Raw genomic sequence first — 16515 nt, forward strand, 5'->3', positions numbered from 1 at the left:
AACGGTCAGTTTTCAAACCACTAAATAGTGTATGGGATTAAGCTGTCGTGCATTTAATTTGCACAAATAGGGCGGGCAAGATGCCCACCCCACAAAAGATTTATTTTTTTGAGGATGCAAATTAAAGTATTTTCAGCTTACTATTTGATTTTTGAACAAAATTAGGTATTGTAGAGTGTGTTAGAACGAAGTTCGTAACGCACTATTATCACCTTACTGATTTCGATATGATGTCACTTTTATGTGTGTTCAAACGAAGTTCGTAACGCACTATTATCACTGCTTGATGCGTTAGGCTGTCTAACACATCCTACGTATATTTTCAGAAATCAAACCGGATTCCTATAGGTTTTCTCACAGTCTGATTCTCAACAGTTTTAGATTAATGACTAGAAATCACGAAAAGATCATCGGAAAGAAAAACTCAATTAATGAGTTTTTTTGTATTAATATATAGTGGTTTATCTAGAGAGAAGCTAACCTATATTGTTGAAATCTTAGGAATTTATTTTATTTATAATCGTAGCAAGTTCTAGGATTATCTAATACCTGGAAAGTAGACAACCTCTATTTATGAATCGACTATTTTGTTATTTTCAGGACTTACGTAAAAAGTAATCCAAACCTTGAGTTTCAGGTAAGGGCAATTCATGAATTGCCCCTACCACGTCTAGTTTTGCGTAAGTCCTAAATACTAGCCCTTTCAAGGTGGGTAAAAATTTTGCTTGAAAAATCCCTTTATTATCTCTTATCTCTGTGTCGCGCCAGTTGCTACAAGTCGGGGAACCTGCCCAAGGCACTGACTTCTCAGTGACTCTGCGGTTAAATAAATTACCTTTAAACCGCAGAGGCGCAGAGAACACGGAGAGAAAAAAGAAATTTTTCGAGTCACCTTGAAAGGGCTAGTCCTAAATACATTTTATTATATTTAATATTAATTATATATTTAGCGGAGTTTCACAAGACCCCAGGGGTTTGCTAGATTGTAGAAGCAAATTACTGCTAGGCAGTATGCCGATTCAGATGCGATCCAAAGCATAAGGGTGGTTTTCCACACCGAATGGTGCGGCTAGCCCCTCTGGTTAATGGGCGGGGTTTTCCTCTCCTACCTAGCACAATTGTAAAAGAGACAACTGACTCGGCAGTGATGAAGTCTGAGCAGAGGCTTCTTCTACTCATAAATTCTATAGCTTTTGTCGTCTCCCACGAGGAAAGCACCTGTTGCTCAATATCTGTCGGTGATTTTTGTAAAAGGTAAAGGGTAAAATCAGTTATCAACAAAAATTAATTTTACTTTCTGCCTGACCTCTGGCAAGCTGCCCTTTAAAGGATAGTGTGTTGCTCTTACATACTTGTAAAGCAAACCCCTTTTTGTAAAGTAGCAAGTGACCGTGAGTGACGTTCTGCTGATTTCTGCTTTCTTCCTTCTAACTTTTACCTTTGCTATATGTCCCGCGACTATTATGAAATCCTGGGTGTCTCTCGTGACACCGACAAAGAAGAACTCAAGCAAGCCTATCGCCGTTTAGCCCGGAAGTATCACCCAGATGTGAACAAAGAACCGGGGGCGGAGGATCGATTTAAAGAAATTAACCGCGCTTATGAGGTACTCTCAGAACCCGAAACCCGCGCTCGTTACGATCGCTTTGGGCCAGAGGGTGTGTCAGGTGCTGCTGGCGCTGGCTTCCAAGATGTCGGCGATATGGGTGGTTTTGCCGATATCTTTGAAAGCATTTTTAGTGGCTTTGCTGGTGGTATGGGTAATCCCACGCAACAACAAAGACGGCGCAGTGGGCCTGCGAGGGGTGATGATCTGCGGCTAGACCTGAAGTTAGACTTTCGGGAAGCGATATTTGGCGGCGAAAAGGAAATTCGCATTTCTCATTTAGAAAATTGTGAAGTTTGTAGCGGTTCTGGCGCTAAACCTGGAACGCGCCCCCGGACTTGTTCGACTTGTAGCGGATCTGGTCAAGTTCGCCGGGTGACTAGAACACCCTTTGGTAGTTTCACCCAAGTCTCAACTTGTCCCACCTGTAATGGAACAGGAATGGTAATTGAAGATAAGTGTGATGCTTGTGATGGAAAGGGCGCAAATCAAGTCACCAAGAAACTCAAAATTACCATTCCGGCTGGGGTGGATAATGGCACACGTTTACGGATTTCTAGTGAAGGAGATGCTGGTCAACGTAGTGGCCCATCTGGGGATTTGTACGTTTACTTGTTCGTAAATGAGGACGAAGAATTCCAACGAGATGGGATTAATATTCTCTCGGAAATCAAAGTTAGCTACCTGCAAGCGATTTTAGGTTGCCGGTTAGAGGTAGATACGGTAGATGGCCCTGTAGAACTGATCATTCCAGCCGGAACCCAGCCAAATACGGTAATGAAGTTGGAAAATCGTGGCGTACCTCGCTTGGGTAATCCCGTCAGTCGTGGGGATCACATGCTGAACGTATTAATTGATATTCCCAACAAAATCACCCCAGAGGAGAGGGAACTGTTAGAGAAGCTGGCTAAAATTAAGGGAGATCGGACTGGTAAAGGCGGTCTAGAAGGATTTTTGGGAAATTTATTTAAGTGATCAAGCCCTCTTCTCTTTTAACTCCCGATGCTCAACTTGATTTACGTGGCACTCCTTGCCCCATTAATTTTGTGCGGACAAAGTTACGTTTGGAAAAAATGCCATTGGGAGGTTTACTAGAAGTCTGGCTAGACCCTGGTGAGCCGATTGAGCAGGTTCCTGATAGTCTGACAATGGCAGGTTATCAGGTTGAAGAAATTACAGACTGCACTAGTTATTTTTCTCTATTAGTGCGCCGTCCAGTTGGTAGCCAATGACAGGGGAAAATTTTGTCGCAACTGGACAGTTATTGGGTACGGTGGTGGCTGTACAGGCTAATTTTTACCGAGTACAGCTAGATGAAGAGGATGGGGAGATGAGGGAGATGAGGGAGCAAGATCCCCCTCATCTTCCCCATCCCCCTCTCCTCCTCTGTACTCGCCGGACACGTCTGAAAAAAATCGGGCAGCAGGTAATGGTAGGCGATCGCGTTGTGGTTGAAGAGCCAGATTGGGCTGGGGGACGCGGTGCGATCGCTGATGTGTTACCCCGTCATAGCGAATTAGACCGTCCAGCGATCGCTAATGTCAACCAAATCTTATTGGTATTTGCCGTAGCCGATCCACCTTTGGAACCTTATCAACTGAGTCGGTTTTTAATTAAAGCTGAGTCTACTGGCTTGGATGTGCTTTTATGTTTGAATAAAAGTGATTTAATTTCAAAGCAAGAACAGCAACAAGTTAGCGATCGCCTTTTGGGTTGGGGCTATGAACCAATATTTATCAGTGTCAAAGATGGCATAAATACTGACCAAGCAAGCAGATATTTGAGCAATAAAATTACTGTAATTGCTGGGCCTTCTGGCGTTGGCAAATCTAGCTTGATTAATACGCTAATTGACTCTGCCAAGCTGCGAGTAGGGGAAGTTTCTGGTAAACTAGCTCGTGGTCGTCATACCACTCGCCATATAGAATTATTTGAGTTACCTGAAGGTGGTTTGCTGGCAGATACTCCTGGCTTTAATCAGCCGGACATGGATTGTATCCCAGAAGAATTAATCCATTATTTCCCAGAAGCGAGAAAGCGGTTAGCAGTTGCTAGCTGTCGGTTTAGTGATTGTCTGCATCGAGATGAGCCTGAATGTGTGGTGCGGGGAGACTGGGAACGATATGAACATTATTTAGAATTTTTGGATGCTGCGATCGCACATCAAACTCAGCTGCACCAACAAGCCGATCCAGAATCTAGCATGAAGTTAAAAAGCAAAAGCAAAGGCAAAGGTCAGAGTCAATACGAACCTAAGCTAGAAAGTAAAAAATATCGCCGAATTTCCCGCAAGACTCAATTACAAGACTTGCAGGAGTTATATCGGGATGAAGAATAAGGGGTGCAATGTCTATGACGATCTGTGACGATTGCCCGTTCGCCCTTGGTGTCTCCCTTCACCGTAGGGGTACGCTATCGGTGTTGTACTTCTATGCAAAGTTTTGTCACCATAGCATAGATACAAACAGAAAAAGTATCTTGTATGTCTCTACAAATTCTTGATATAGAAGATTTTACTTTGTAGCTGGTTTTACTACAGGCTCGGCTTTTTGGGCAATTGGTGCAACCTTCATCTGGCTGCATGTCTTAAGCCAAAATGTAACTGTTCGGGTTTCTGGGTTGCGGGAATCACAAGTTTGTGAATTTAAGGGCTGATGAGCAAACTTTGGGTTAGCACTTACCCGCAATATAGCGATCGGTATTGTCACTCCAAAAGCAACCATCAATCCGATCCAGCCCAAAATGTATCGGTGCATTCTGGTAGTTGAATTTTGCATAACAATTAGCACTCCTACATCAACGACAGCCAAGGGAACAAAGGATGCCACGCCATAGCTGTTGCTAACGTGAACAACCCCAACAACCAAATTAATAAAGTCCGTGGCTTCACCTGCCGATGCTTCAACACCTGATGTAGCACTGCCCAACTGATCCACCAACCGATAAAGAACATCATTTCCTTACCAGCGTAGTTTTCCAGATTGCCCCACATCGGATCGGAGTTCATTGCACCTGGAATCCAGCTACCCATCTTAATCACAATCTGATTATTTGGTTTGGAAAGCTCGGCAAAGTGGTGAGTTATCAGCATCGCAACGGCTCCCACACCACCGCTAATTAGGGCTGCGGCAGCTGGGCCAGAAACGGTGGGTGGAGCAGATGAACCGACATGGAGTCCTTTGGGAAACTGCTTGAACCCGTTCCAGAAGCGAGTGTAAATTGGCTCACTGCCCACGGGTTGAACCAGAGGTTTTGGCATATAGATTTTACTAAATAAATTGAATTCTTGCTCTCAGAACTTTTTAAATTTTGAATCTTCAATCCAAAATTTAAAATCTAAAATTCAGTGACATCGCAACAGAAGATATTGAACTAGAGGGCGTGAACTTTAGCGATCGCTAACCCTGATACTAAACCTCCTATTGCAAAAAACATCATCCCCATTAAAGCTACACAAGTTGCTGTCAGTACTGGACGATTTTGTTTTTCTAATATCGAGTCGCCATAGTGCCATAAAATCCAGGTACAGGCGACTCCCAACGGCAGCGTAAAGAGACAGCTAAACTCGTGAAACTCCATGAAAATGTATTGAACTAGGGGCGTATTCACCTTCAGCCAAGCCCGCGCCCCACCATAAGCAATATTTGCTCGGTAACGGGCGTAGGCGATATTCCCCGTCAAGATACCAAGGGAAGTGATCACGGTAGACCAAAAGGTTAAGGTTCGCATTTGGGGCAAAACCTTGCTCGAACCCCGCAATAAGGGAAATGCCAGATGTCCTGTATAAGCCACCACGACTGTGGTTAGCACCGCACTGAAACTGTGAATTGTTCCTAGCGATCGCTGCCACGGACTTGGGTGAAGTAAATTGACCAGGGGCAAAAACAAGAACAAGCCCCCAGAAAGAATCGCCAAGCCGTAGACACTGACAGTAGCAATGTCTAACTGTCTAGGGAAGTCGGGGGAAACGCTTTTTGACTCTAGTGATTGAAATTTCGACTCTTGCATAGATCAACTCGAATTGAATTTTAGATTTTGGATTTTGGATCGAAGGCATCAAGTTTAGATTTCCGATCCAAAATCCAAAATTGTTTTTTAATGCCTATTCCACGAAGTAAGTCGGTGTGAATAAATCAACCCATGTTACAAAACGTAAACACGCTTAAAACCCTTACCAATGCCCAATGCCCAATGCTCAATGCCCAAATTAAGCAATATTCAGCACATAAGAGCGAGTTCCTGTAGTGGTGGTTGGGGTTGAGGTCAAGGTGTCTTGGTAGGTGTAAGTTCCAGTCGCTACAACTTGCCCAAATTCGTTGATGCTAGTGGCGCTGGTCAATGTCACGACTGATCCGTTATAGGTAAGTGGTGTAGTTAGTAAGCTGTTTAGGTCAGTCAGGACACCGTTGCTCCAAACGTAGGCATGATTTGTGCCTGCGGCGATTTGGGAAGCTCCGACTACTTGACCGAATTCGTTGATGCCGTTGACAGAACCTGTCTTACCACCCAAGCTACCGATCGCAGTAAATGTGCCATCTGCTTGAAGCAAGAATGGTGTACTAGTGGCGGTGGTTCCAGTTCCATTACTGGTGGAGCCAATAATCTGACCGCCGTTGTTGATGTCTCGCAGGGTGGCTTGTTCAGCACCAAAGGTACCAAGGTTGGTAAGTTGATACACACCATCAGCATCTTTTTCCCACACAATGGCAGTGTTCTTAGCTGTGCCATCCAAAATTCCGTCGCTGTCCACATAGCCAACGATTTGACCCTTGTCGTTGACTCCACGGGCTGTGCCGCCGTCGCCGCCCAGTTCTGCCAAGCCTGTTACCACACCGTTTTCCCAGTAGAGTGGCTTTTCAAACTCTTCTGCATCAATGTTGCGACCGACGATCAGGTTGTTCTCGTTGGTATCAAGGAAGTAACTTTCTACGTTGCCAAAGTCGTTAATTGTCAGGCTGTAAGTGCCGTTGCTGTCTTTTTCCCAGAGGAGGGCGCGATCGGTAGCTTGGGGAATGGGTTGCCGCACTTCATCAGCTGTTCCCAGGATGATACCGCGATCGCTGATGGTGTTCACATTGGGCGTGAGCAAGGTGACAGTTGCCCCGTCTGCTCCACCAAATTCGGATTCACCGTTTTTCACACCAGTGCTAGTTAGCGCTGTCAATGTGCCGTTTTCCCAAATGAAGCCTTGACGCACGAGGTTGTTAGGTTGAACTACACCAGTTGTAGCGTTCGTATTGCTGAAAGTTGCGCCTGTGTCAAAGCGTCCAGCGATTTGTCCAAAGTCGTTAATCGAAGCTGCATTGACTGCACCATTGGGGTTAGTACTCAGAGAACCCAAATCTGTTGCCTGATAGCGATAGAGTGGGCCATTGTCTACCAAAGCCTGCGATCCAGATGCCACACCTTTGAGTGTTGCCAGTAGATCCCGACCGGCAAACACTAGGGTGTCGCCGTTCTCGCTAGCAAACCTGAGAGATTTACCCTGGAGGCTTTCTCCCAAGCGCAATTTGTCGGATGTGATGTTAAAGCCAGTGACGGTAACAGAGCCTGCACCGCCTTCTAGGATCAGCTTGTCGTTGCCGGTGCCGCCAAGGTACAAAGAGTCTTTACCCGTACCTGTATTGATGATATTGTTACCTGCCCCGACATAAATCGTGTCGTTGCCTTTGCCAGAGTAGATCGTGTTGTTCCCCGCACCGGCGTAGATGACATCGTTGCCGTCCCCGGTTCTGATGCGGTTATTGCCATCGCCTGCAAAAATGATGTTTTTCCCATCACCTGCATCAATGAAATCACTGCTATTACCAGAATAAATGACATCATTACCCGGCCCAGTGGTGATCAGGTTTACCCCTTCTCCTGCAAAGACGATGCTTCTACCGCTACTGCTGGCAGTAATCACATCATCCCCTGGCGTGCCGTAGATCGTTGTGGCACTAGAGGAGGAGCGAGAGTAGCGGAAATCTAGGGGTGATGATCCACCATCTATGTTTAATGAACCTGCGGTGTTAGAGTCAGGAATTAAGCTAGATGGAGTGTTGAAGTCGGTAGTAGATATCATTGAGAATATTTCCGAAAATTTGGTGTAGTAAACTTCCAATCAAACCGACCCCAGTCTGTAAGCGATCGCTGATTACTGAGCATCAAGCAAGCTTCTGAGGTCAAAATTTGGATGTAGATAGTGCCAGATTAATTGACACTATATATTCAAACTAATGAGAAAAAACTCAATAATTTGCCAAGAAAAATTTTACAAAGCGCAAGATGTTGACATACTAAGACATCAATCAAAACGTGCTTTGAGCATAATTTTTAGGCGTAAAAGCCTTATTTATTGAATCAGCAACTCTTGAGATTTAATCTTAAGTATCACTTTTGAGACAATACAACTCATTGAGAAGCACTGTCAATAGATTAAATAAAACTTTTTACGTAATATCCTTTTTGTCAAGTGCAAAAAGTAATAAATATGTTTTTTGGCTGAAAATTATGAAATAATAATTGTTATTGAGAAGTAATATCATCAAATATGGTAAGATTACGCGCAATTCTTGATTAATCCTAATTAATTTATCGAACCCTAATCTAGCTCTTGCCTGTGAATTAATTTTGGATTTTAGATTTGCGTTAGCGAGTTATCTCCCATTGGTGTCAACTTAACGTAAAAACCTGACTAGAAAGAGCTTTTAGAGATTGTCTCGTTCCCAGTCAGAGATTGGGAACGCTTAATGGGAGCCTCTACCTCAAGATTTGCAGCAGAGACGCAACTGAAGAGCATTTTCAGCCTCTGGCTGGAAACGAGGTTTTAAATAGGTTTGAGCTTAAGTTGACACCAATAAACAATTTTGTGCCCCTACAAACACTGTATTTAACTCAATTGAAAACTATTCTTACAATCCCCATAAAGTCTTAAAATATTGTTAATTTCAGCCAAACCTCTCGACCTTCAACTTACAAGTATCACCCCAAAATCACTATGGCTATCGGCTACGTCGCGCTTGTACTCCACGCACATCTACCCTTCGTTCGTCACCCAGAAAGTGACTACGTGCTGGAGGAAGAATGGCTCTATGAAGCCATCACAGAAACTTACATCCCATTATTGAAAGTATTTGAAGGCTTAAAGCGAGACGGCATCGACTTTAAAATCACGATGAGCATGACACCTCCTCTCGTGTCAATGCTTCGCGATCCTCTGCTGCAAGAACGCTATGAGGCACACTTAGCCCAACTAGAACAACTTATAGAACTAGAAGCACAACATAATGTCAACAACGGGCATCTTCGTTATTTAGCCGAACATTACGCTACTGAGTTTAGCGAAGCTCGTCAGCTATGGGAAAGCTACAACGGTGACTTGGTGACAGCTTTTAAGAAGTTCCAAGACAGTAATAACCTGGAAATCATCACTTGCGGCGCTACTCACGGCTATTTGCCGTTGATGAAGATGTATCCAGAGGCAGTATGGGCGCAAATTCAGGTAGCCTGTGAGCATTACGAACAAAACTTTGGACAAGCACCCAGAGGCATTTGGTTGCCGGAATGCGCCTACTATGAAGGTTTAGATCGGATGCTAGCCGATGCTGGGTTACGCTACTTCCTCACCGATGGACATGGCATCCTTTACGCCCGTCCCCGTCCGCGCTTTGGCACTTATGCGCCAATTTATACAGAAAGTGGTGTTGCTGTCTTTGGTCGAGATCATGAATCATCCCAACAAGTATGGTCTTCCGAGGTAGGCTATCCTGGGGCGGCAGAATATCGAGAATTTTACAAAGATTTGGGCTGGGAAGCAGAATATGAGTACATCAAGCCCTACATTATGCCCAATGGCCAACGGAAAAATACGGGCATTAAGTATCACAAAATTACAGGGCGTGGCTTAGGACTATCAGATAAGGCACTCTACGATCCCTATTGGGCTAAGGAAAAGGCAGCAGAACACGCTGATAACTTTATGTATAATCGAGAGCGGCAATCTGAGCATCTCTATGGTATAATGCAGCGCCCGTCAATTATCGTTTCGCCTTATGACGCAGAGTTATTTGGACATTGGTGGTATGAAGGCCCTTGGTTTATCGATTACCTATTCCGCAAGTCGTGGTATGACCAAAAAACATATCAAATGACCCATTTAGCAGACTATTTGCGAGATCAGCCGACACAGCAAGTCTGTCGTCCTTCGCAGTCGAGTTGGGGTTTCAAGGGTTTCCACGAATATTGGTTGAACGAAACCAATGCATGGATTTATCCACATTTGCACAAAGCTGCGGAACGGATGATTGAAATATCGCACTTGGAACCAGAGGATGAATTGCAGTGGAAAGCCCTCAACCAAGCGGCGCGGGAACTGCTGTTAGCACAATCTTCTGACTGGGCATTTATTATGCGGACAGGAACAATGGTACCTTATGCAATTAGACGGACGCGATCGCACCTGATGCGGTTTAATAAGCTCTACGAAGATGTGAAAGTCGGCAAAGTTGACAGTGGTTGGCTGGAAAAAGTCGAGTTAATGGATAATATCTTCCCCGAAATCAACTATCGCGTCTACCGTCCGCTATCGTCTCACACAAAGTAATCAACATTAATAGGGTGGGCATTGCCTACCCTATATTAGTAGTGAGGAGCGTTTATTATTACCAACAACAGAGCAAGCCTTAGCCTGTGTAAGGGTTTGTCAAATGCTGTCAAATCTTTATAAAGACATCCGCTTATTCCGATTTGACGATCAAACCGGACAGGTTTACATCCTGGCTGGAGATGAACTTTAAGTCATCGTTTTGAGTAATGGTATTTGGGATTTTGTCAATGAACCCGAATTATGAGCAAATGAGTTTTACAGAGTTGAGAGCTTATATCGTGGAAAACCGCGAAGATATTGAAGCTCTACGTTTTCTGATGAGCAAACGCGATCCTAACTCTCCAAAGTATCCCATGCCTGTGACAGAAGCTGATATGCAAGCCCAGATGGAAATCATCAGGCGTAAGATTAACGGAGAACTTTGAGATTATTGTCTAATTCACTAAGCATAATTAGGGTGAGTATGATTTACTCACCCTATTATTTTATTAACCCTGCCGGATTTAGCTAAAGGCTATCTGGATCAATATTTAATTCTCGGAGTTTAGCAGCTAATCTTTGCGCTTTCTCTTCTGCGGCTTCTCGTGCAACTGCTTCCTCTTCATGAGTTAGGAGTGTTTGACCCTTAATTGGATTGTAAAAACGCAGTTTTCCTGCTTCTAGGCGTAACTCCAGCCCCAAAACTTCACTGAGTAGGGATACTGTACCATCTGGCAAAGTATTAGTTGCCATTGGAAAATAATTACCGTCAACTAATTGTAAACCCTGGAGTTGGGGATTGAGATAATCGCCTGTAGGGTCATATTGGAAATATTCACGTACTCCCAGAAAGGCGTAAATTCCTTTTTTTGCACCTTGGTCTTTGCTGCGGGTGCTTTTTGAGGTAATCTCTAGAACAAAATTTGGGGTTTGATTATTTTCTTCCCAGATTTTGTAAGAGCGTCTGTCACGGTTTTCCACTCCAAATACCACAAATACATCTGGGGCGACAACTGATTCTGGATAACCTTTTTCGTAGTAAATAAATAGATTACCAGCGACGTATACATCTGGGTGATTTTGGAAATAAATCCTCAGCACATTTCTTGCATAAGTCAAGTAACTGCACTGTAAATCACCTTCAGCCATCGGCTTACCGTCCTCATCTGGGTACTCAATTGGGGTAACGGGGATATACTCTACTGAGGCTGTCATGGTCGGATACCTAAACTCAAATAGGGCTAGATTTAATTTAACCTTGTTTTAAGTTATAGGTACTTGCACATCAAAAAGAGGGTGTATTACTCACCCTCTAAAACTAAAGCATATATCCCATTAATCAATTTAGGGATTTGCTATGAATCTTGAATCTCAAAGCGAATTTTTACAGGATCACCAAGAACCCTTCGGAAAGCCGCCTCTATTGAGGAAGACTTTTTCTGTGCCTGTGTTCCACACCCTTCAGTAGGAATAGAAATTGTAGCTTCTAATCCGTTAAAACGCACTAACTGACACTTGTTTTGTAATAAAAATTCCCGGGGTGCAGTTAGCTGTATGTTTTGCAAAACGCTCAACCAAATCTTGAGTCTCTGATTTTCTTCCAGTACTTTTGGAATTTTCAGGATGGCTTCTTCAATTTGGGCATGATCATCTTTTTGCTGCAATGGTGTAGCAAAAGTTTGGGGGTGTTGTATCATTGTTTTATGTTTTTTAATTTGAATTGCTTCTGGATTTCTTGGAACTACCAACACCAGGAGCATTTTTTTGCTTTATTTTTTATGAGAAATAATAAAGCTGGGAATATCCCATTTTATAAAATATGCTTGCTTGGTGCTTGCAAATTGAGGATAAACCAAGAAAATGAATATGGCTTTATATGCAGACTACCTTAGTACTTAGTTAGGTTGATCTGCCATAACCATAAACTTCATTCATGGTCTAGAACAATTTGCAAAAAAGCATTTTTTTGCAATTGGTAGTACTTATGTTTATATCATCAAATAATTTCAATTACAAGAAAAATAGCCCCAATAATTATTATGAATTATTTATTAATTCAAGGAGGATTATGTTATAATTGCCAGGGTTTTTTATTTATTTAAAATTCAATTTGTAACTAACTTACAAAACAATTATAAAAGATATTTGTCAATAAAATCTGGATGTTCAGAAAACTGTAAATAATTTACAAAAATATGTCAAGTAATATTTTATTGAGTATCTGATGAGAAATACCCCTCTTCTGTCACTCTCCGAAAACATTTGCCATTTCTGAATTCTAGAGCTTTTGTATAGCAAGCGATAGCGCGATTATTTTCTAATAAAAAATACAAGACCGATTTTTTTCTAATAGTATAGCTTGTATTGATTGCCTGATGAGTCTTCTAGCGATCGCCCTCCCAGAGAGTGACAGAAGCGGGGTATTGGGCGCTTCCATTTGGTAATTAAATTACATCAGCTAGTAAATCAGGGAGCATCCCAATTTTGCCAAAAGGCACAGGACTGGCACAAAAACCCTGTAGAAACCTCTTTCCTTGGCGTACTTGGCGGTTCGTTATTTCATTATTGGCCTAAGCCAAAATCCCTTATAAAAATAAACTTGCACATTTGGGATGCTCCCTTTCTTTTCGCTTTGAACTGAGCTTAAAACTCTAACATATAAAAAAGACAGGCATCTTGCCTGTCTTACAAATAATGATTTAGCAAAGAATTTAGAAATTCATTTCAGCAGCTTGAACTTTTTCAATCTGCTTCTTCTTCAGCACAAGCATAACTTGAGCCAACATTACAAGAGCAGTGAATGCAATCATCCATTTGACTCTAGAAGAATCTTGCAGTACGATTTCTGCATCTATTTGACCGAATCCGCCAACGTTCGGGTTGCTGGTCAAAGCATCACCAGTTTTAACTGCTTGCCCTTCAGAAACAAGCAGGTCTGGCCCTAAAGGAACCGTATCAACGACAACATCACCAGATTCAGGTTGGATGTTTACTAGATATTTGACGTTACCATCTGCATCTTCCTCTTTGGCAATCTTGGTAATTGTGCCAGTAGCGGAAGCATTATAAACAGCATTGTTGCTCTTTTCGCCAGTCGGATAAACTTGTCCGCGTCCCCGATTAGCACCTACGTGAACCGAATATTTACCGAAGTGGATGTTTTTGTCGGTTGCGGGGTTGGGAGAAAGAACTGGGAAGATGATTTCCTGATACTGTTCACCAGGTAAAGGGCCGACGATGACGACGTTTTCTTTATCTTCGCTGTAGGGTTGGAAGGTAGTGTCGCCAACTTCGTTTTTAAGTTCCTCGGAAAGGCGGTCTTCGGGGGCAATCTTAAAGCCTTCAGGTAGCATCAGTACAGCACCGACGTTCAAGCCAACCTTGGAACCATCAGCGCCAACCTGCTGGGCGCTCAGATCGTAAGGGATTTTCACTATAGCTTTGAATACAGTGTCAGGTAGCACCGATTGCGGAACTTCCACTTCTGTAATCTTGGCTGCTAGGTGACAGTTGGCACAAACAATCCGCCCGGTTGGTTCGCGGGGGGTTTCGGGATAGGTTTGCTGTGCCCAAAATGGATAGGCGGCAGCTGATTGGGGAAGAGCTAGATCGCTGGTGAAGTAAAATGTCACAGTAGCGATCGCTATGAGCAATGTTTTAACGATCGCTCTAGTACTGCGAGTTAATCTCGCTCTTAAGAAAACATTTCTCATCTCTAGTAAGGGCAACGATTGAATTTAGTCATTAGTCATTGGGCATTGGGCATTGGGCATTGGGCATTGGGCATTGGGCATTGGACATGGGGCATGGGGCATGGGGCATGGGGCATCGGGCATTCCCCCTTGTTCCTACTCCCTCATCTCCCTCACTCAGCACTCAGCACTCAGCACTCATTAACTCCACCAAGGTGCATCACCGGTGCGGAAGTCGGTTTCAGTCCAAGGGGTCAAAACGATTTTGTCGTCGCTTACATTGGCATGGGCCAAAGGCAGAGACAGAGGTGCTGGCCCCCGAACAACTTTACCAGTTTCGTCATACTGGGAACCGTGACAAGGACATTTAAATTTGTTCTCAGCAACGTTCCAGGGGACGACACAACCTAAGTGGGTGCAGATGGCGTTAATGCCGTAATCTTTGATCGCCTCTTTGCTGTCTACCACAATATAGGTAGGATCTCCCTTAAGTCCTTGGACTAGGTTGCGATCGCCTGCATTCCGGTTTTCTAGAAATTTAGTGACGCTAACATTGTTACCTAGCTCATCTTTTGCCGTTACACCGCCACCTGCACCACCTGTTGCTGGTGGAATAAAGTAGTTGACAACGGGATACAATGCACCCAGAGCTACTCCAGTGACAGTCCCAAAAGTGAGCAGATTCATGAACTGACGACGACCCATATCGGGTACATCTGCTGATTCAGAAAATTGAGCCATAGTCTACGCGCTCTTTGTGTATTTTGTTAAGCATTTTGACAAAAGTACTGTAACTAAGGAACTCTTGTCTAAGTCGAAATGCTAGCGCTCACAAGGATGCCATACTTCTTTGTTCCAAGATATATCAAGCATCTTTTCTGTTAGCATTACATTTCTTTATATCCTTATCATACTGGAGTCACGGAACTTAACATCATAACTAAATGTAAAATCTGATTGAGAAAAGCTATGACAGGACAGGAATTACGTCAGATGTTGCTTGATAAGTGGGGATATTCTTATGATGTCCAGTTCCGGCGGGCACAGGGAAAGATATTTTTGCAAGTCATGTGGAAATACGTGGAGCAAGCTTCTTTTCCTTTGACTGAGGCGGAGTACCAAGAGCATCTTGACAGCATTGCTAATTATCTTCATGCCTTGGGTGGATCAACACAGGTAGAAACATTTATTACTCAAACACGCGATCGCCCCCGACTCGGTAAAGCTGTTAGTATTCCTCTAGATTTGGGTGAACGCTCTTCGGAATGGATATTGTGACCGATTATTGTATTAACATTTATAAATTTCTAGGTATTCACAGTATTTTTTATCCCCAAATGCCATAACATCCTGTGTAATACTTTTACTTACTGATAGTGTAAGAAAAAAAATACACCTTTTCAAGGAAATACTAATGGCTTTTATCTCAACATTTGAACTTCTTCTTAAGCCTCAACTTCCAAAAGAAATTACAAAAAAAAGACCTGAACTTAGCCCACTAGCAAGAAAAGTTCTCCAGGGCTATTTTCTTACGATTGCTAATGTCACTAATGAACTCGTATTTCTCTCTCTTGTAGTTACAACTAGAACGCCCGGACTAGATCCTAAAAAGATTCTCACTGTTTTGGATACCACAGGTGTAAATGGCCCTGTAAGTAGTGTTTTCGATGGCGCAGGAGGTATACAAAAATCACGTTTTACATTTCCTGTAAATGCTAATGATACAGGCTTATTTATTCTGCAACCCGATGCTACTAACGAGGATCTTGTAAAAGAGGCAAATTTTGAGTTACGGGGTTATGTTGAAATATCAATTAGTTCACTATCAACTCCTAAAACAACTCAGTTGATAATCACTCCTGAGCATCGAGGTACGTTTTTTGGGACAGAGAAAGCCGAACTAGGTGAGATTGCTTATGTGTTACCTCTTGCTAATGGAAAAAGTCTATTTGATTTAGGCTCAAATAGTTAACTTTATTGGATAATTGTTAACCTAATTCTGAGCTTTGGCATACATCAAAGACTCGTAATTTGTAATTACGTTATGTATAAGGATTTATCCCTTACTCATAACGGTATAACCTTTAGAATTTGTGAACTTAAGCCGACGCTCAAATACTCACTAATACTGTCCTATCGGTTTAATTACGAATTACGAATTAATGGTTGATTCTAAGTAGGTGGGCGTAATGAAATATCAGATCAAACCTCACCCTCAATCCCTCTCCTTAGTAAGGAGAGGGAAGCAGGAAGACTACGGTGTACACACAAGTCATCGAATTACCCAAAACAAAAGAAAAACCTCCCCCTGTCCTATCTTTAATCCCTCTCCTTAGTAAGGAGAGGGACAGGTTTTACGTAGTAAAATCAGGGTGAGGTTTCTTAGGGGCTATCGCAAATCGCCTCAACTTGTGTGTACACCGTAGTCTTAGTAAGGAGAGGGAAGCCGGAGACAGGGTGAGGTTTTATATTTGATTTGACCCACTTACTTGTCGATAGAACAAATCATTTATACTAGGACTTACGCACTTTACAAAGAACTTATGATGTGTGTTAACCTAAACACGCCGTTTCAACCGCTCAGTATTCTTATTGAGAATTTAGGCGAGTCAATTGTCTCTTTCTTTAATGAGCTTAAATCTCGATAATTT

16 protein-coding genes are annotated in these 16515 nt (G+C 42.9%); 8 read left to right on the forward strand and 8 right to left on the reverse strand.

What is annotated here, in order from left to right; all coding sequences use genetic code 11:
- Positions 1-1447: 1447 nt before the first annotated feature.
- From dnaJ to rsgA, 3 genes are read left to right on the forward strand one after another with little or no spacing between them, the layout of a single operon-like run.
- A complete protein-coding gene (dnaJ, locus tag V7K98_RS00935) occupies positions 1448-2581 on the forward strand; it encodes a molecular chaperone DnaJ (RefSeq protein ID WP_335018682.1) in 1134 nt (377 codons plus the stop codon).
- On the forward strand, positions 2581-2838 hold the full coding sequence (locus V7K98_RS00940) for a sulfurtransferase TusA family protein (protein WP_335018859.1): 258 nt from the start codon (positions 2581-2583) through the stop codon (positions 2836-2838). The genes dnaJ and V7K98_RS00940 overlap by 1 nt, the downstream gene beginning before the upstream one ends.
- Positions 2835-3944 (forward strand): small ribosomal subunit biogenesis GTPase RsgA, encoded by a 1110-nt coding sequence (gene rsgA / locus V7K98_RS00945; protein ID WP_335018684.1) that lies wholly within the window; start codon positions 2835-2837, stop codon positions 3942-3944. Before V7K98_RS00940 ends, rsgA begins: the two co-directional genes overlap by 4 nt.
- 175 nt (positions 3945-4119) lie before the next feature.
- On the opposite strand, the gene V7K98_RS00950 is transcribed toward rsgA, so the two are convergent.
- The 4 genes from V7K98_RS00950 to V7K98_RS00965 all read right to left on the reverse strand — a co-directional run bounded on the left by V7K98_RS00950 (position 4120) and on the right by V7K98_RS00965 (position 7670).
- On the reverse strand, positions 4120-4434 hold the full coding sequence (locus V7K98_RS00950) for a hypothetical protein (protein WP_335018686.1): 315 nt from the start codon (positions 4432-4434) through the stop codon (positions 4120-4122).
- Positions 4398-4865 carry a hypothetical protein gene (locus V7K98_RS00955; protein ID WP_335018688.1) on the reverse strand — a complete coding sequence of 156 codons (468 nt, stop codon included), beginning with the start codon at positions 4863-4865 and terminating at the stop codon, positions 4398-4400. Before V7K98_RS00955 ends, V7K98_RS00950 begins: the two co-directional genes overlap by 37 nt.
- A gap of 113 nt (positions 4866-4978) precedes the next feature.
- On the reverse strand, positions 4979-5614 hold the full coding sequence (locus tag V7K98_RS00960) for a hypothetical protein (protein ID WP_335018690.1): 636 nt from the start codon (positions 5612-5614) through the stop codon (positions 4979-4981).
- A gap of 199 nt (positions 5615-5813) precedes the next feature.
- Positions 5814-7670, reverse strand: a complete 1857-nt coding sequence (locus tag V7K98_RS00965) for a hypothetical protein (RefSeq protein WP_335018692.1) — start codon at positions 7668-7670, stop codon at positions 5814-5816.
- A gap of 915 nt (positions 7671-8585) precedes the next feature.
- Between V7K98_RS00965 and V7K98_RS00970 the strand changes: the two genes are divergently transcribed.
- The 3 genes from V7K98_RS00970 to V7K98_RS00975 are packed head-to-tail and all read left to right on the forward strand — an operon-like array spanning position 8586 to position 10618.
- On the forward strand, positions 8586-10190 hold the full coding sequence (locus V7K98_RS00970; RefSeq protein WP_335018694.1) for a glycoside hydrolase family 57 protein: 1605 nt from the start codon (positions 8586-8588) through the stop codon (positions 10188-10190).
- A 34-nt stretch (positions 10191-10224) separates the two neighbouring features.
- Positions 10225-10383 carry a DUF6888 family protein gene (locus V7K98_RS28845; protein WP_442940382.1) on the forward strand — a complete coding sequence of 53 codons (159 nt, stop codon included), beginning with the start codon at positions 10225-10227 and terminating at the stop codon, positions 10381-10383.
- A 16-nt stretch (positions 10384-10399) separates the two neighbouring features.
- Entirely contained in the window at positions 10400-10618 is a 219-nt protein-coding gene (locus tag V7K98_RS00975; RefSeq protein ID WP_335018696.1) for a DUF6887 family protein, read from the forward strand.
- 82 nt (positions 10619-10700) lie between these two features.
- Here V7K98_RS00975 and V7K98_RS00980 read toward each other — a convergent pair whose 3' ends face one another.
- The 4 genes from V7K98_RS00980 to petC form a co-directional block, all read right to left on the reverse strand.
- Positions 10701-11387 (reverse strand): Uma2 family endonuclease, encoded by a 687-nt coding sequence (locus V7K98_RS00980; protein ID WP_335018698.1) that lies wholly within the window; start codon positions 11385-11387, stop codon positions 10701-10703.
- Between the two features lie 140 nt (positions 11388-11527).
- A complete protein-coding gene (locus V7K98_RS00985) occupies positions 11528-11869 on the reverse strand; it encodes a hypothetical protein (RefSeq protein ID WP_335018700.1) in 342 nt (113 codons plus the stop codon).
- A 1014-nt stretch (positions 11870-12883) separates the two neighbouring features.
- Positions 12884-13885: a cytochrome f gene (gene petA / locus V7K98_RS00990; RefSeq protein WP_335018702.1), complete on the reverse strand. Its 1002-nt coding sequence runs from the start codon at positions 13883-13885 to the stop codon at positions 12884-12886.
- Positions 13886-14065: 180 nt separating this feature from the next.
- Complete coding sequence (gene petC, locus V7K98_RS00995; RefSeq protein ID WP_335018704.1) at positions 14066-14605, reverse strand: cytochrome b6-f complex iron-sulfur subunit; 540 nt, start codon at positions 14603-14605, stop codon at positions 14066-14068.
- 228 nt (positions 14606-14833) lie between these two features.
- Between petC and V7K98_RS01000 the strand changes: the two genes are divergently transcribed.
- Together V7K98_RS01000 and V7K98_RS01005 are read left to right on the forward strand one after the other, a co-directional pair.
- Positions 14834-15142 carry a DUF3067 family protein gene (locus V7K98_RS01000; protein WP_335016325.1) on the forward strand — a complete coding sequence of 103 codons (309 nt, stop codon included), beginning with the start codon at positions 14834-14836 and terminating at the stop codon, positions 15140-15142.
- 136 nt (positions 15143-15278) lie between these two features.
- Positions 15279-15836 carry a hypothetical protein gene (locus tag V7K98_RS01005; protein WP_335018706.1) on the forward strand — a complete coding sequence of 186 codons (558 nt, stop codon included), beginning with the start codon at positions 15279-15281 and terminating at the stop codon, positions 15834-15836.
- Positions 15837-16515: the final 679 nt, after the last annotated feature.

Source organism: Nostoc sp. (assembly GCF_036917435.1).
Classification (GTDB): Bacteria; Cyanobacteriota; Cyanobacteriia; order Cyanobacteriales; family Nostocaceae; genus Nostoc.

Excerpts from the sequence above, each read along its gene's own strand:
- dnaJ (WP_335018682.1), top strand. The coding sequence starts at position 1,448 with ATGTCCCGCGACTATTATGAAATCCTGGGTGTCTCTCGTGACACCGAC.
- rsgA (WP_335018684.1), top strand. The coding sequence starts at position 2,835 with ATGACAGGGGAAAATTTTGTCGCAACTGGACAGTTATTGGGTACGGTG.
- V7K98_RS00955 (WP_335018688.1), bottom strand. The coding sequence starts at position 4,865 with ATGCCAAAACCTCTGGTTCAACCCGTGGGCAGTGAGCCAATTTACACT.
- V7K98_RS00960 (WP_335018690.1), bottom strand. The coding sequence starts at position 5,614 with ATGCAAGAGTCGAAATTTCAATCACTAGAGTCAAAAAGCGTTTCCCCC.
- V7K98_RS00965 (WP_335018692.1), bottom strand. The coding sequence starts at position 7,670 with ATGATATCTACTACCGACTTCAACACTCCATCTAGCTTAATTCCTGAC.
- V7K98_RS00970 (WP_335018694.1), top strand. The coding sequence starts at position 8,586 with ATGGCTATCGGCTACGTCGCGCTTGTACTCCACGCACATCTACCCTTC.
- V7K98_RS00975 (WP_335018696.1), top strand. The coding sequence starts at position 10,400 with ATGGTATTTGGGATTTTGTCAATGAACCCGAATTATGAGCAAATGAGT.
- V7K98_RS00980 (WP_335018698.1), bottom strand. The coding sequence starts at position 11,387 with ATGACAGCCTCAGTAGAGTATATCCCCGTTACCCCAATTGAGTACCCA.
- V7K98_RS00985 (WP_335018700.1), bottom strand. The coding sequence starts at position 11,869 with ATGATACAACACCCCCAAACTTTTGCTACACCATTGCAGCAAAAAGAT.
- petA (WP_335018702.1), bottom strand. The coding sequence starts at position 13,885 with ATGAGAAATGTTTTCTTAAGAGCGAGATTAACTCGCAGTACTAGAGCG.
- petC (WP_335018704.1), bottom strand. The coding sequence starts at position 14,605 with ATGGCTCAATTTTCTGAATCAGCAGATGTACCCGATATGGGTCGTCGT.
- V7K98_RS01000 (WP_335016325.1), top strand. The coding sequence starts at position 14,834 with ATGACAGGACAGGAATTACGTCAGATGTTGCTTGATAAGTGGGGATAT.
- V7K98_RS01005 (WP_335018706.1), top strand. The coding sequence starts at position 15,279 with ATGGCTTTTATCTCAACATTTGAACTTCTTCTTAAGCCTCAACTTCCA.